At 51.1% G+C, this 13,543-nt stretch carries 12 protein-coding genes and 1 pseudogene; 5 read left to right on the top strand and 8 right to left on the bottom strand.

The window, feature by feature from the left end:
- Positions 1-11: 11 nt before the first annotated feature.
- Positions 12-881, top strand: coding sequence for an MDR efflux pump AcrAB transcriptional activator RobA (gene robA / locus VJY99_RS10380; RefSeq protein ID WP_324118064.1), 870 nt, complete (start codon positions 12-14; stop codon positions 879-881).
- On the opposite strand, the gene gpmB is transcribed toward robA, so the two are convergent.
- Positions 882-1,529, bottom strand: coding sequence for a 2,3-diphosphoglycerate-dependent phosphoglycerate mutase GpmB (gpmB, locus tag VJY99_RS10375; protein ID WP_324118062.1), 648 nt, complete (start codon positions 1,527-1,529; stop codon positions 882-884). It abuts the gene before it with no gap.
- Between the two features lie 51 nt (positions 1,530-1,580).
- Between gpmB and yjjX the strand changes: the two genes are divergently transcribed.
- On the top strand, positions 1,581-2,096 hold the full coding sequence (gene yjjX, locus VJY99_RS10370; protein WP_324118060.1) for an inosine/xanthosine triphosphatase: 516 nt from the start codon (positions 1,581-1,583) through the stop codon (positions 2,094-2,096).
- Here yjjX and trpR read toward each other — a convergent pair.
- On the bottom strand, positions 2,093-2,422 hold the full coding sequence (gene trpR / locus VJY99_RS10365; RefSeq protein WP_324118059.1) for a trp operon repressor: 330 nt from the start codon (positions 2,420-2,422) through the stop codon (positions 2,093-2,095). The two genes, yjjX and trpR, sit on opposite strands and share 4 nt — an antisense overlap.
- A 111-nt stretch (positions 2,423-2,533) precedes the next feature.
- Positions 2,534-4,468 (bottom strand): murein transglycosylase, encoded by a 1,935-nt coding sequence (gene sltY, locus VJY99_RS10360; protein ID WP_324118057.1) that lies wholly within the window; start codon positions 4,466-4,468, stop codon positions 2,534-2,536.
- A 356-nt stretch (positions 4,469-4,824) separates the two neighbouring features.
- Here sltY and ettA point away from each other — a divergent pair, with 356 nt between their 5' ends.
- The gene (gene ettA / locus VJY99_RS10355) at positions 4,825-6,492 is read left to right on the top strand and encodes an energy-dependent translational throttle protein EttA (RefSeq protein WP_324118056.1); all 1,668 of its coding nucleotides are present in this window, start codon (positions 4,825-4,827) and stop codon (positions 6,490-6,492) included.
- Positions 6,493-6,535: 43 nt separating this feature from the next.
- Here ettA and nadR read toward each other — a convergent pair whose 3' ends face one another.
- From nadR to serB, 3 genes are all read right to left on the bottom strand, one after another.
- Positions 6,536-7,768 (bottom strand): multifunctional transcriptional regulator/nicotinamide-nucleotide adenylyltransferase/ribosylnicotinamide kinase NadR, encoded by a 1,233-nt coding sequence (nadR, locus tag VJY99_RS10350; RefSeq protein WP_324118054.1) that lies wholly within the window; start codon positions 7,766-7,768, stop codon positions 6,536-6,538.
- 195 nt (positions 7,769-7,963) lie between these two features.
- Complete coding sequence (gene radA / locus VJY99_RS10345) at positions 7,964-9,346, bottom strand: DNA repair protein RadA (protein ID WP_324118052.1); 1,383 nt, start codon at positions 9,344-9,346, stop codon at positions 7,964-7,966.
- Positions 9,346-10,323, bottom strand: a complete 978-nt coding sequence (serB, locus tag VJY99_RS10340; RefSeq protein WP_324118050.1) for a phosphoserine phosphatase — start codon at positions 10,321-10,323, stop codon at positions 9,346-9,348. Before serB ends, radA begins: the two co-directional genes overlap by 1 nt.
- Before the next feature lie 160 nt (positions 10,324-10,483).
- Between serB and VJY99_RS10335 the strand changes: the two genes are divergently transcribed.
- Together VJY99_RS10335 and lplA are read left to right on the top strand one after the other, a co-directional pair.
- A complete protein-coding gene (locus tag VJY99_RS10335) occupies positions 10,484-11,134 on the top strand; it encodes a YtjB family periplasmic protein (RefSeq protein WP_324118048.1) in 651 nt (216 codons plus the stop codon).
- Between the two features lie 19 nt (positions 11,135-11,153).
- Positions 11,154-12,170 (top strand): lipoate--protein ligase LplA, encoded by a 1,017-nt coding sequence (gene lplA / locus VJY99_RS10330; RefSeq protein WP_324118047.1) that lies wholly within the window; start codon positions 11,154-11,156, stop codon positions 12,168-12,170.
- Positions 12,171-12,348: 178 nt separating this feature from the next.
- Here the strand turns inward: lplA and deoD are convergent, their stop codons facing one another.
- A complete protein-coding gene (gene deoD, locus VJY99_RS10325) occupies positions 12,349-13,068 on the bottom strand; it encodes a purine-nucleoside phosphorylase (RefSeq protein WP_064543345.1) in 720 nt (239 codons plus the stop codon).
- Positions 13,069-13,228: 160 nt separating this feature from the next.
- A pseudogene (locus VJY99_RS10320) lies at positions 13,229-13,543 on the bottom strand (phosphopentomutase); the annotation flags it as partial.

Genomic DNA, 13,543 nt, shown 5'->3' with positions numbered 1-13,543 from the left:
GAGGATATTATATGGATCAGGCAGGGATCATTCGCGATCTATTAACCTGGCTAGAAGGGCATTTGGATCAGCCTCTGTCACTGGATAATGTGGCGGCTAAAGCAGGTTATTCCAAGTGGCATCTACAACGGATGTTTAAAGAAGTTACCGGTCACGCAATTGGTGCATACATCCGTGCTCGCCGGCTCTCAAAATCAGCAGTGGCGCTGCGTCTGACTGCACGACCTATACTCGATATCGCTTTGCAGTATCGTTTTGACTCGCAGCAAACCTTTACGCGTGCCTTCAAAAAGCAATTTTCTCAAACCCCTGCGCTGTATCGCCGTTCCCCAGACTGGAACTCGTTCGGTATGCGTCCGCCAATGCGTTTAGATGTGTTTACGCTGCCGCAAGCGCAATTTGTCACGCTGCCAGAAACCGAACTGGTGGGTGTCACACAAAGTTACAGCTGTACGCTTGAGCAAATCTCTGATTTCCGTAATGAAATGCGTATCCAGTTCTGGACACAGTTCCTCGGGAATGCACCGACTCTGCCGCGCGTGTTGTACGGCTTGCATGAGCCACGCCCAAGCATTGAGAAAGATGACGAGCAGGAAGTCTTTTATACCACGGCACTGGCGCCAGAAATGGCGAGTGGATTCTTACCAGACTCTCATCCGGTGAAGTTGGAAGGCGGTGATTACGTGCAGTTCGACTACGAAGGGCCAGGCACGGGTTTGCAAGACTTCATCCTGACCATTTACGGTACCTGCATGCCATCACTGAATCTGACGCGTCGCAAAGGCAAGGATATTGAACGCTTCTTCCCGCAAGAAGAAGCGCGTGTTCAAGACCGACCAATGCAAATTCGTTGCGAATATCTGATTCCAGTGCGTCGTTAATTAACGCTGAAGCTCATCCAACGCAGGGGCATCCAAATGTGAGATATCCCCTGCCGTTTCAACGACCCAGCCAGAAGCTAACCACGGACTGTGCTGGTGATCCACACGGGAAATCGAACAGTTTCTTAAACGTAAGCGTCGTTCAGCCCAGGCCGGTAATCCCAGAATCGTACTCACCAGGCAGCCTAGTGCCATCCCATGACTAACCAGTAATGGGCGGCTTCCTGATGGCAAATTCAGGCAAGCATTCAGAGCCGCGTGCATGCGCTCGCTCATTTCGAGCATACTTTCCCCTTCGGGAATACGTCCATCAGCCGTACCATTCACCAGTTGACGGCGCCAGCCTTCTTCCTCGTCGCTTAGTGTGTCCAGATTGCGGCGTTCTAACACGCCCATATCCAGCTCACGTAAACGCGCATCCAGCGTAACATCGACGCCACATGCAAGAGCGATTATCTCAGCGGTGTGACGAGTACGCCCTAAATCACTGGAAATCACGTGCGTAATTCCTAGTGTTTTAGCTCGCTCGGCCACCTGCTCGGCCTGACGTTCCCCTTTTTCAGTCAGCGCACTGTCTGACTGGCCCTGAATGCGGCGTTCTGCATTCCACTGCGTTTCGCCGTGGCGAACAAGGTATACCTGTAGCATGCGTTTTTTCCGTTATACTGCGGCAACAATTTCTTGAGAGTTTCACTGATTATGTACCATGTCGTCTGCGCAACAACCAATCCCGCTAAAATTCAGGCAATTCTCCAGGCATTCGACGACATCTTTGGTGAAGGATGCTGCCATATTGAACCTATCTCCGTCGATAGTGGAGTACCAGAACAGCCCTTCGGAAACCATGAAACGCGAACTGGCGCACGATGCCGGGTGATGAACTGTCGTCAGGTTCGTCCTGAAGCCGATTTTTGGGTTGCGGTTGAAGCGGGAATTGATGACGACAGCACTTTCAGTTGGGTGGTGATTGAAAACCAGAGTCAACGCGGAGAATCCCGATCGGCCACTCTCCCGCTCCCCGCCAGTATTCTTGAAGAAGTCAGAGCGGGTGAAGCTTTAGGGCCAGTGATGTCGACATACACCGGTATTGATGAAATTGGCCGTAAAGAAGGTGCGATTGGCGTATTTACCGCCGGAAAACTCACTCGCAGTAGCGTTTACCACCAGGCAGTTATTTTGGCGCTGAGTCCATTCCATAACGACATTTATCGTTAGTTTTTACCACTTAACAACTCTTGCTCCAGCCAGGCACGTAATGCCGTTGGAGCAGATTTCAGGCTATTCGACCCCCGCGTTATCGTCGCAATTCCGGCACCCAATTCATTTTTCAGTTCACGTTGGCTCATCTCACCACGTAATAATTCTTCAATGATTCGGACCCGAGTGCCGAGGGCGGCGCGTTCGTCTGGTGTCAGTAATAACATTAACAGCGGCATATGCAGTTGCTTATCGAACGATTGCTGTAGCAACTCCACAAAGCGGAGCCACTCTTGATTGCTTTGCTCGGCGTGCTCTGCCGAGTATTGAGAGTGCTGAGTCATGTTGCCACCATACTATTCAACTAGTACAGCAGCATAACATATACCCGTCATCCTTCAAGTAGCAAGGGTGTTGGCTGCTACTGGTAGCTAACGGGTAGTAACACTTCAAAATCAATAACGGCGTTGCCACTCAGCATCCGTCAACAGCGGTGCTGATTTCCCCATGAAGTATTGATAGTACGCATCATAAGCCAGCACGTTTTTCACATATCCACGCGTTTCCGAGAAAGGAATACTCTCGACAAACGCAACCGCGTCAATGCGCCCAGCGCTATTACCAAGCCAAGTTCTGACTCGCCCCGGCCCCGCATTGTACGCAGCGGAAGAGAAAATACGGTTGTTATCAAACTGCTGAGACACCGACTCTAAATAAGTGGTGCCGATGTTGATATTCATATCAGGATCAAGAAGTTGGCTTGGGTTTGAGTAATCCGAGATACCGAACTTCTGCACGGTATGCGCCGCAGTTGCTGGCATCACCTGCATTAAACCACTGGCCCCCACTGGCGATCGGACTTTCGGGTTCCAGGCGCTTTCCTGACGCGCAATCGCCATAGCATAGCTTTGCGAGATATCTTTACCGCGCACATAACGGGAGAAAATATCTTTGTAAGCGAGCGGGAAGCGCTCTTCCAGGTGATCCCAAAGCTTTCCGGCGATCGTTGCTTGCACACTAAGATCCCACCAGTGTTGCTCAAACGCGTAACGCGCTAATCCTTCCTGCTCTGATTTAGTGCGGCTAGTGATCAAATTCGCCCATTCGCTACGTGCAGTGTTATCCAGGCTCCAGTACATCAACTCACGTACCCGCGCCATTTCTGGCCCCTGAACCAAAGCCGGATTCACAGCAACGGCTTTGTCGACGCGCAACGGATACTCTTCCCCTAAACGCTGAGCTGCCACCATTGGATAGAAGCCGCGTTGCTGCATAAGCGAGCGGAGGATCTCTTTGGCTTCAGCATCACGACCACGCTCCAGCAACAAATCAGCCTGCCAGTAGCGCCACTCATCTTTTTCTTTTGCCTCCATTGGCAAACGCGCCAGCCAGGTATTCAAGCCAGTACGGTCACCACTTCCCAGTGCCATACGTACGCGCCGTTCCACTAAGCTTGTCGACTCCGAGCGCATAATTGCGTCGTCGCGCCAGATAGCCTGTTCCGTCGTGACATCATTCCCCATTAAACGCCAGGCAACGGTGTCTCTAAGTTCTTGAGCCTGAGCGTCGTTGAGTTGCTGCGCCTCAATGAGTGATGGGATCATCATGCGCGCATTTTCTACATCATCCCGCGCGACACGCGTAAATGCCACTGCCGCCGCCTGGCGTGTAAAGTCAGTTGATCCCACAGTACGGGCAAACGTCAGCACGGTATTCGGATCGTTTTGTAGGCTTATCAATGCGTTGGAAATAGTTTGATATTGCACTGGCATTTGGCTCGCGAGATTGGTAACCAGTGAAGCATTACCTTCTTTCATCCCCAGACGAATGCGTTCCAGATGAGCCAACGGATCTTGCGTTCCCGACGCACGCCATGCCGAGAACAGACGATCGCAGCTTGATGGCAGATTTTTTCCCGTTAACCACAATTCCTTAGCCCCTACCCATGCTGCATCAACTTGTCCGGTATCCCATTTCGCATAGTAATAGTTGCACTTGGATTCGGTGGTACCAGGCGGTTCCGGGCTAAACGCCAGCAGACCACGCCAGTCTTCACGACGCGCCAGTTCATTCACAAACCGTGATTTCAGCGCTCGAGCAGGAGGCAGCGTTGGGTTGGCTTCAATAAAACGACTCACCACAAGCGTAGGCTCATTCTTTAAGTCGTTAGTTATCTGGCGATATTCGAGATAGGGATACAGTGGATAATCTTGCAACGTGGGCATCATCTGTTGCACCACATCCATTTGCTTGTTATCCCACGCTTGTTTGATTTGTGCATATCGGCTGCGTTGCTCATCGAGCGAATCCGCGCGAACGGCATGAGTTAGTGCCGCAAGGCCTACAACTGCTACCAGCAATTGTCCCACGACTTGTTTGGCTATCCCCACAAGTTCTCCTCACATATTCACTGGCAGCATCACGCCGCCATTAATAACTTCATGCTAACTCTCGAACCGTGGTTTCGCCACGTGAGAGGGCGTTATTCTACCTATATCTACCCTAAATAATTCACGTTGCAGCCAGGCGGCAAGGGAGCTTATCCCCAGAAGCTTACTTGAGTAAGTGACTGGGGTAAGTGAGTGCAGCCAACAATCCTGCAGCTTGAAGTATGACGGGTATAGACATTAAGGCTGTTTCGGGTAACACATCCCACTTCCCCTGCTGGGATTACCTGCTGAAAAGGGCTACACTTCGCCACTAATACGCACCATCTTAAATCACGAAAAAGAGGCGAAGTCGCACTGTGGCTCAATTCGTTTATACCATGCATCGTGTCGGCAAAGTTGTTCCGCCGAAACGTCATATTCTGAAAAATATCTCGCTCAGCTTCTTCCCTGGCGCCAAGATTGGTGTACTGGGTCTGAACGGTTCCGGTAAATCCACGCTGCTGCGCATTATGGCCGGCATTGATACCGACATTGAAGGTGAAGCCCGTCCACAACCAGGTCTGAGAATTGGCTATCTGCCTCAGGAACCACAGCTCAACCTCGAGCACACGGTTCGTGAGTCTGTTGAAGAAGCCGTATCCGAAGTGGTAAACGCGCTGAAAGGTCTGGATGAGGTGTACGCGAAGTATGCTGAACCGGATGCTGACTTCGATAAGCTCGCCGCGCAACAAGGCAAGTTTGAAGAAATCATTCAGGCGCATGACGGCCATAACCTTAACGTTCAGCTCGAACGCGCCGCTGACGCATTGCGTCTGCCAGATTGGGACGCAAAAATTGAAAACCTGTCTGGTGGTGAGCGCCGCCGTGTAGCGCTTTGCCGTCTGCTGCTCGAAAAACCAGACATGCTGCTGCTCGACGAACCAACCAACCACCTGGATGCTGAATCCGTGGCCTGGCTTGAGCGCTTCCTGCACGATTTCGAAGGCACCGTTGTGGCGATTACCCACGACCGTTACTTCCTCGATAACGTTGCAGGCTGGATTCTGGAACTTGACCGCGGTGAAGGTATTCCGTGGGAAGGTAACTACTCCTCCTGGCTTGAGCAGAAAGACGAACGTCTGGCTCAGGAAGCCTCATCGGAAGCGGCTCGCCGTAAATCCATTGAGAAGGAACTTGAGTGGGTACGTCAAGGCGCTAAAGGCCGTCAGTCTAAAGGCAAGGCGCGTCTGGCTCGCTTTGAAGAACTGAACAGCACCGAGTACCAGAAACGTAACGAAACCAACGAACTGTTTATTCCACCAGGCGCACGTCTGGGCGATAAAGTCGTTGAGGTTACCAACCTGCGTAAATCTTACGGCGACCGCCTGCTGATTGAAGACCTGACATTCGCTGTACCGAAAGGCGCGATTGTGGGGATTATCGGCCCGAACGGTGCGGGTAAATCTACCCTGTTCCGTATGATGTCAGGCCAGGAACAACCAGACAGCGGCACCATTGAACTAGGTGAAACCGTGAAACTGGCTTCTGTCGATCAGTTCCGTGACGCGATGGATAACAGCAAAACCGTGTGGGAAGAAGTTTCCGGCGGCCAGGACATCATGCGTATCGGTAACACCGAAATGCCAAGCCGCGCTTACGTGGGTCGCTTTAACTTCAAAGGCGTTGACCAGGGTAAACGTGTTGGTGAGCTGTCCGGTGGTGAGCGTGGACGTCTGCACCTTGCGAAGCTGCTGCAAGTTGGCGGCAACGTACTGCTGCTCGATGAACCAACCAACGACCTGGATATCGAAACCCTGCGCGCGTTAGAAAACGCCCTGCTGGAATTCCCAGGCTGTGCAATGGTTATCTCGCACGACCGTTGGTTCCTTGACCGTATCGCCACGCACATTCTGGATTACCAGGATGTAGGTAAAGTGGAGTTCTTTGAAGGTAACTTTACTGAGTACGAAGAGTACAAGAAACGCACCCTGGGTGCGGATGCGCTGGAACCTAAGCGTATTAAGTACAAGCGTGTAACGAAGTAATAGATGGGGCGCTCAATGCGCCCCATTTTTTTGGCGAGTTCGCTTATCCACGTTCGCCAATCATGTTCTTCACCAAATCAACACAGCGCAAGAAACGAGAATCGTAGTCAGACTCTTCCACATGCACATAGCTGATGTTGTTTTCATCAAGCATCGACACCAACAGATTCTGGAAAGATTTCCGGTCGGTATCACTCCCGAGGCTGCGTAAACCATCAGCCACCCACGGTGTGTTGTTTTCCAGCAGAATCACCAGATCAAAACGGTACTCATCAATCAGCGCCTGCACAAACGGGTGTTCACGCCCTTCGTACTTTTTGCAAAACGCCTGAGTAGTGACAAAATCGGTATCGATAAACGCGACTTTATTGGCATATTTAACTGCAAAATCAACGTATTGAGCATGACCAATAGCAATCTTGTCGTAGTCGGAATATTGCAGTGCCATCTCATCACCACCAAGGTGCGAGAAGACGTAATCACGGCCATATTCCCAGGCACTGGTGGTATTAAAAATGTTGGCGAGCTTATTCACCATCCACGACTTACCGCTCGATTCCCCACCCAGAATAGCGACGGTTCTGACAAAGAACGGTTTTACTTCGGTTGGGATATATTCCCAGTAACGGAACGGGTTTTCGCGTATCTGCCCACCACTGATATTCATGAACGTCCGTTTCGGGTCAATCAGCACCGTTTCAATACCGAGTTGTTCGATAAACCGCGGCGCATCACTTTCTTCGGAGGTGTAGATACAATCGGGATTGATACCTTTGCTTTCCATGAAAGCTTTGATACCGCGGCTCCAGACATCCCAACCATGCGGGTAAGGCTCCATCCCTTCTTCATTAAACGAATGAATGCGGATATTTTTCTGATACTTGAAGGTCTGTAGCAACCAGCGCAGACGGTCACCGGTGGTTGGTTGCTGCGACATCGCGCTGTCTTCAAACAACAAACGGTCACGGGTTTCGTCATAGCCCATGATGATATGGAGTTCATCAACCTGGCTTGCTGCTCGCTGAATCAAATAGATATGACCGGTATGCAGCGGGTAAAACTTCCCGAACACGATGCCGATTGTTTTCTCACGCCGTGGAAACTCCAGCCCCAGAAAACGGTGTAATGCTTCCAGTTTCTGCGCACTTGGACTTTTGATTTTGGCATTCAGTAACTGGCTAAGATAACCTTTAGTCATGCCGCAGGATTCTGCAACTTGCTGCAGAGTCACACTCTGCTGACGAATAGCGGTCTTCAGGTATTCAAAAGACGACATGTTGCCTGCCTCCTGCAAAATTGGGCGAATATTTCCGTCATCGTGTCACTCGAATACTCACGGGTATATACCCAAAATAATTCGAGTTGCATTGAGGCGGCAAGTGAACAAATCCCGATGAGCTTACTGTAGTCAGTGATTCGGGTGGGTGAACGCCGCCAACAAAGAGGCAACTCGAAGTATGACGGCTATCAATTATAAGTCGTCAAATACCGACAGTGCATCAGCAAGTTTTTTCACACCAAATACCTGCATCCCTTCCGGTAGTTTTTTCGGTACATTCGCCTGTGGCACGATGGCACGTTTAAAGCCGTGTTTTGCCGCTTCAGAAATACGTTCCTGGCCACTGGGTACCGGGCGAATTTCCCCCGCCAGCCCGACTTCACCAAACACCACTAAATCCTGTGGCAAAGCGCGGTTGCGTAAACTGGAAACCAACGCCAGTAGTAAGGCCAGGTCAGCACTGGTTTCGGTGACTTTCACACCACCCACCACATTGACAAACACATCCTGGTCGGCCATTTGCAGGCCACCGTGACGATGCAAAACAGCCAGCAAAATGGCCAGGCGGTTTTGTTCAAGACCCACGGCAACACGGCGCGGATTGGACATCATGGATTGATCCACCAGCGCCTGAATCTCTACCAATAATGGGCGCGTACCTTCCCACACCACCATCACCGAACTACCGGGAGTCACTTCATCACCGCGGCTCAGGAAGATAGCGGAAGGATTACTGACTTCACGCAGACCTTGCTCCGTCATGGCAAACACGCCCAACTCATTCACCGCACCAAAGCGGTTTTTATGGCTGCGCAGGGTACGGAAACGGGAATCGGCGTCACCATCAAGCATGACCGAACAGTCGATACAGTGTTCGAGTACTTTTGGCCCAGCAAGCGAACCATCTTTGGTCACGTGGCCAACCATAATAATCGCCACACCACGTGTTTTGGCAAAGCGAGTCAGGTAAGCGGCAGACTCACGCACCTGTGCCACGCTGCCTGGGGACGACTGCACATCCGCCATATGCATGACCTGGATGGAGTCGATAACCATCAGTTTTGGTGCTTCTTCTTCGGCAATCATGCAGATTTGTTCGATGCCGGTTTCCGAAAGCATATTCAAGTTATTGGTCGGCAGCCCCAGGCGGTGAGCACGCATTGCCACTTGTTGCAGCGATTCTTCACCTGTGACGTATAACGTTTTCATCTGCTCGCTAAGTTTGCACAAGGTTTGCAGCAGTAGCGTAGATTTACCGGCACCAGGGTTACCACCAATCAAAATGGCACTACCCGGCACCACACCGCCACCTAAAACGCGGTCAAACTCTTTAAAACCGGTAGAAAAACGCGGCAGCTCTTCGAGACTAATTTCAGAAAGTTTCTGCACTTTACTGACGCCCGCGCTGCCGGCATAACCTGACAAACGCTCATTACGCGCAACCGTCGGAGAGGCCGCAATACGCACCTCAGTGATAGTGTTCCATGCGTGACAGGCACTGCATTGCCCCTGCCAGCGAGGATAGTCTGCACCGCACTCATTGCAGACAAATGCACGTTTTGGAGCTTTTGCCATTAGCGTTCTTCCTGGATAAGGCTACCGGATAGAATGCAAAATACCCCCATCAAATCAGCATGACGGATGGTGACTTCCGTTTTTTCATTCACTTTTGGTTTAGCGTGGAATGCAATGCCCAAGCCAGCCGATTGAATCATCGGTAAATCATTCGCTCCATCGCCAATCGCGACGGTTTGCGCGACAGGAATTTCATACTTATCTGCCAGACGCTTGAGTGTTTCGGCTTTGAACTGCGCATCAACAATTTGACCGATGACTTCACCCGTCAGCTTGCCGTCGCGGATTTCCAGCTCATTTGCCACGACCGCATCCAGATGCAGTTTGTCGCGCAAGAATTCGGCGAAGAAGGTGAAACCACCGGAAGCAATGGCGACTTTCCAGCCCAGTGATTCGAGTTTCAGCACCAGTGACGTCAAACCTGGCATTAACGGCAGTTCATCACGAACCTGTCGCAGAATAGAAGCATCCGCACCTTTGAGCGTTCCTACGCGCTGTTTCAAGCTCGCAGCAAAGTCCAGCTCGCCACGCATCGCACGTTCGGTGACTTCTGCGACCATTTCGCCAGTGCCCGCCAGTTTCGCGATTTCATCGATACATTCGATTTGGATGGCGGTGGAATCCATGTCCATGACCAGCAGGCCTGGTGTGCGTAGATGCGGGATTTTGCCTAGCGGCGCGACATCCAACCCGGCGTCATGTGCAAGTTTGGTCGCGCGTGGGGTTAATGAACCGGCCAGGCGAATGACTTGATAGTCTTCTACACACCACGCGGTGACGATAACCATTGCCGCACCCAGCTTACGTTGGTAGCGATTCAGGCACTCTTTATCCAGATTCCGACCATACAGAAGCCAGCCACTGCGGCCAGCACGGTAATCGAGCGGCATAACTTCATCGCCACTTAACGATAGCGGCAAACCAGGCCAGAGAGATACGTCGGTCGGCAAGTCGCACCAGGTCAGACTATTTGGCATCACAGCTCCTGAAAATATTAATATACCCCTCACCAACACCCCTGAAATTCGAATGCTGAAGGGTAATCTGAACAAAACAACGCATGAGGCTACCTTGTCTGCACAGCTTCTGGCAACATTAAACTGTGCCGTAAAACCGGCAATCTTTCTAAGGTGTATTATGGCTCGGGCAAAACTGAAATTTAAGCAGCATCGTGCAGTGATAGTGCTTATCTGCCTCGCACTTTTAGTCGCGTTGATGCAGGGGGCAGCGTGGTTTAGCCAGAGGCATCAGCAAGCCCGAAATATGCAACTTGAAGAACTGGCTAGAACGCTGGTCCGGCAGGTGGGCTATAACCTTATTCCCGTGATGAAATCTAAAAATCCTGATGAGAAAAAGATTTCTACGGTGTTGAATTTATTGACTCAGAACAGCCGCATACTGGATGCAGGTGTTTACGACAATGACGGTAGCCTAATCATACGCGTGGGTGAAGGGATCGACGTGCGCGATAGGCTTGCGCTGGATGGTAAAAAAGCAGGCAGTTATTTTACTCGGCAAATTGTTCAGCCAATGGAAGATAAAGATGGGCCAGTGGGTTATCTGCGTATCACGCTCGATACACACACGCTGCCAACCGAGGCCCATCAAGTGGATAACACCACCAATATTCTGCGCCTGATGATGTTATTGGCACTGGCAATTGGCATTGTGCTGACGCGCACGCTGTTACAGGGCAAACGCACGCGCTGGCAACAATCCCCTTACCTTCTGACGGCGAATACCGAAGTTAAAGAAGACGAGGATGAGCAGATCCCCAATAAACCCTAAGTCAGAAAGGACTTCTACTATGTCTACGCTACGTCTGCTTATTTCGGACTCCTACGATCCGTGGTTCAACCTGGCGGTGGAGGAGTGTATTTTCCGCCAGATGCCAGCGACTCAACGTGTGCTGTTTTTATGGCGCAACGCGGATACGGTGGTCATTGGTCGGGCGCAAAACCCATGGAAAGAGTGTAATACCCGACGCATGGAAGAAGATAACGTGCGGCTGGCAAGACGCAGTAGCGGTGGAGGCGCGGTATTCCACGATTTGGGCAATACCTGTTTCACGTTTATGGCGGGAAAACCGGAATATGACAAAAGCGTGTCGACCGCAATTGTGGTGAATGCGCTTAATGCTCTTGGCATCACAGCCACCGCTTCCGGGCGCAACGATCTGGAAGTTGATACTGCTGAAGGGGTGCGAAAAGTCTCGGGCTCAGCTTATAAAGAAACCCTGGATCGCGGTTTCCATCATGGCACTTTATTGCTGAACGCCGATTTAAGCCGCCTGGCAAACTACCTAAATCCAGATAAGAAAAAGCTTCAAGCCAAGGGTATTACCTCTGTGCGTGGGCGAGTGGCAAATCTTAGCGAACTCCAGCCAGGGTTGACCCACGAGCAAATTTGCGATGCCGTACGCGAGGCTTTCTTTGCTTATTACGGCGAGCGCGTGGAGGCAGAACACATATCCCCTGATGCCCTGCCCGACTTACCCGGGTTTACTGAAACTTTTGCCCGTCAAAGCAGTTGGGAATGGAACTTTGGCCAGGCTCCGGCATTCAGCCATTTGCTGGAGAATCGTTTTACCTGGGGGGGTATTGAACTGCACTTCGACGTTGAAAAAGGGCATATCACTCGCACGCAAATATTCACAGACAGCCTAAATCCCGCACCTCTTGAAGCGCTGGCGGCACGTTTGCAGGGCTGTTTGTATCGTAGCGAAATGTTGCAACAGCAATGTGAAACGCTCATTGCCGATTTCCCGGAGCAAGAAATGGAATTGCGAGAATTGAGCGCGTGGATTGCGCAGACGGTGCGCTAGGCTAGCCGTTTAACGCTTCAAAAATCTATCAGAGCGCTCATATGAATAGATTCGTGAATAGATACTTGAATAGATATATAGCGCTATATCTTTGAAAGGTAAACCTGAAAAAATAATGTTGGATGAAAAGTGAATAGATACTTTGAAAAATAAAGGGTGCCTTAGCACCCTTTAAATCTTACTCTTTGTCGCCCAGTAACACAGATTCAAGAGCGATTTTGATCATGTCATTAAAGGTCGTCTGGCGTTCTTCAGCCGTGGTCTGCTCGTGGGTACGGATATGGTCAGACACGGTGCAGATAGTCAGCGCTTTCGCACCAAATTCTGCTGCCACGCCGTAGATGCCCGCCGCTTCCATTTCCACACCCAGGATGCCGTATTTTTCCATCACATCGAACATGGTCGGGTCTGGGGAGTAGAACAGATCTGCAGAGAAGATGTTGCCCACGCGCGCATCAACACCCAGCGCTTTAGCCGCATCAACCGCGTTACGCACCATGTCGAAGTCAGCGATGGCTGCGAAGTCATGGTCTTTGAAACGCAGACGGTTCACTTTGGAATCGGTGCAAGCCCCCATACCGATAACCACGTCACGCAATTTCACATCCATACGTACTGCACCGCAAGAACCCACACGGATGATTTTCTTCACGCCGAAATCAGTGATCAGCTCTTTAGTGTAAATGGAGCAGGATGGGATACCCATACCGTGGCCCATTACAGAGATTTTGCGGCCTTTGTAAGTCCCGGTGAAGCCCAACATGCCACGCACGTTGTTCACTTCACGAACGTCTTCGAGGAAAGTTTCTGCAATATGTTTTGCGCGTAGCGGGTCGCCAGGCATCAAAACGACGTCTGCGAAATCACCCATCTCTGCATTAATGTGTGGCGTTGCCATCTTAAGATCCTTTTCTTTTTAAACAATGTCTCAGGCTATCTTACTTGCCAGCTTGCGTCCGGGCAGTGCTCGCCATCCTCACGTACTACGTTACGCTCCGGTGGCTCCGCGCTGTCCGAACACAATCTGGCTGCGACGATAACACCTGAAATTTAAGTGGTCAGAGCATGTTCTTGCCGTAATCCATATCCGAAACACCAAAGTGTTTCGCCACGGTCTGGCCGATATCCGCGAAGGTTTCACGATGGCCCAGAGAGCCAGCTTTCACTTTCGGGCCGTAGACCAATACCGGAATGTGTTCGCGAGTATGGTCAGTACCTTGCCAGGTTGGGTCACAACCGTGGTCAGCGGTGAGGATCAGAATATCGTCCTCTTTCAGCAATTCCATCAGTTCTGGCAGACGACGGTCGAACAGTTCTAGTGCTGCGGCATAACCTGCTACGTCACGACGGTGGCCATAAGAGGAGTCGAAATC

The sequence above is a fragment of the Buttiauxella sp. genome (assembly GCF_035271705.1).
Taxonomy (GTDB): Bacteria; Pseudomonadota; Gammaproteobacteria; order Enterobacterales; family Enterobacteriaceae; genus Buttiauxella.
This window is presented reverse-complemented; position numbering and strand designations above follow the sequence as displayed.

Coding starts and splice junctions, on each gene's coding strand:
- serB (WP_324118050.1), bottom strand. CDS start 10,323: ATGCCAAATAGTCTGACCTGGTGCGACTTGCCGACCGACGTATCTCTC.
- yjjX (WP_324118060.1), top strand. CDS start 1,581: ATGTACCATGTCGTCTGCGCAACAACCAATCCCGCTAAAATTCAGGCA.
- nadR (WP_324118054.1), bottom strand. CDS start 7,768: ATGTCGTCTTTTGAATACCTGAAGACCGCTATTCGTCAGCAGAGTGTG.
- radA (WP_324118052.1), bottom strand. CDS start 9,346: ATGGCAAAAGCTCCAAAACGTGCATTTGTCTGCAATGAGTGCGGTGCA.
- trpR (WP_324118059.1), bottom strand. CDS start 2,422: ATGACTCAGCACTCTCAATACTCGGCAGAGCACGCCGAGCAAAGCAAT.
- VJY99_RS10335 (WP_324118048.1), top strand. CDS start 10,484: ATGGCTCGGGCAAAACTGAAATTTAAGCAGCATCGTGCAGTGATAGTG.
- lplA (WP_324118047.1), top strand. CDS start 11,154: ATGTCTACGCTACGTCTGCTTATTTCGGACTCCTACGATCCGTGGTTC.
- robA (WP_324118064.1), top strand. CDS start 12: ATGGATCAGGCAGGGATCATTCGCGATCTATTAACCTGGCTAGAAGGG.
- gpmB (WP_324118062.1), bottom strand. CDS start 1,529: ATGCTACAGGTATACCTTGTTCGCCACGGCGAAACGCAGTGGAATGCA.
- deoD (WP_064543345.1), bottom strand. CDS start 13,068: ATGGCAACGCCACACATTAATGCAGAGATGGGTGATTTCGCAGACGTC.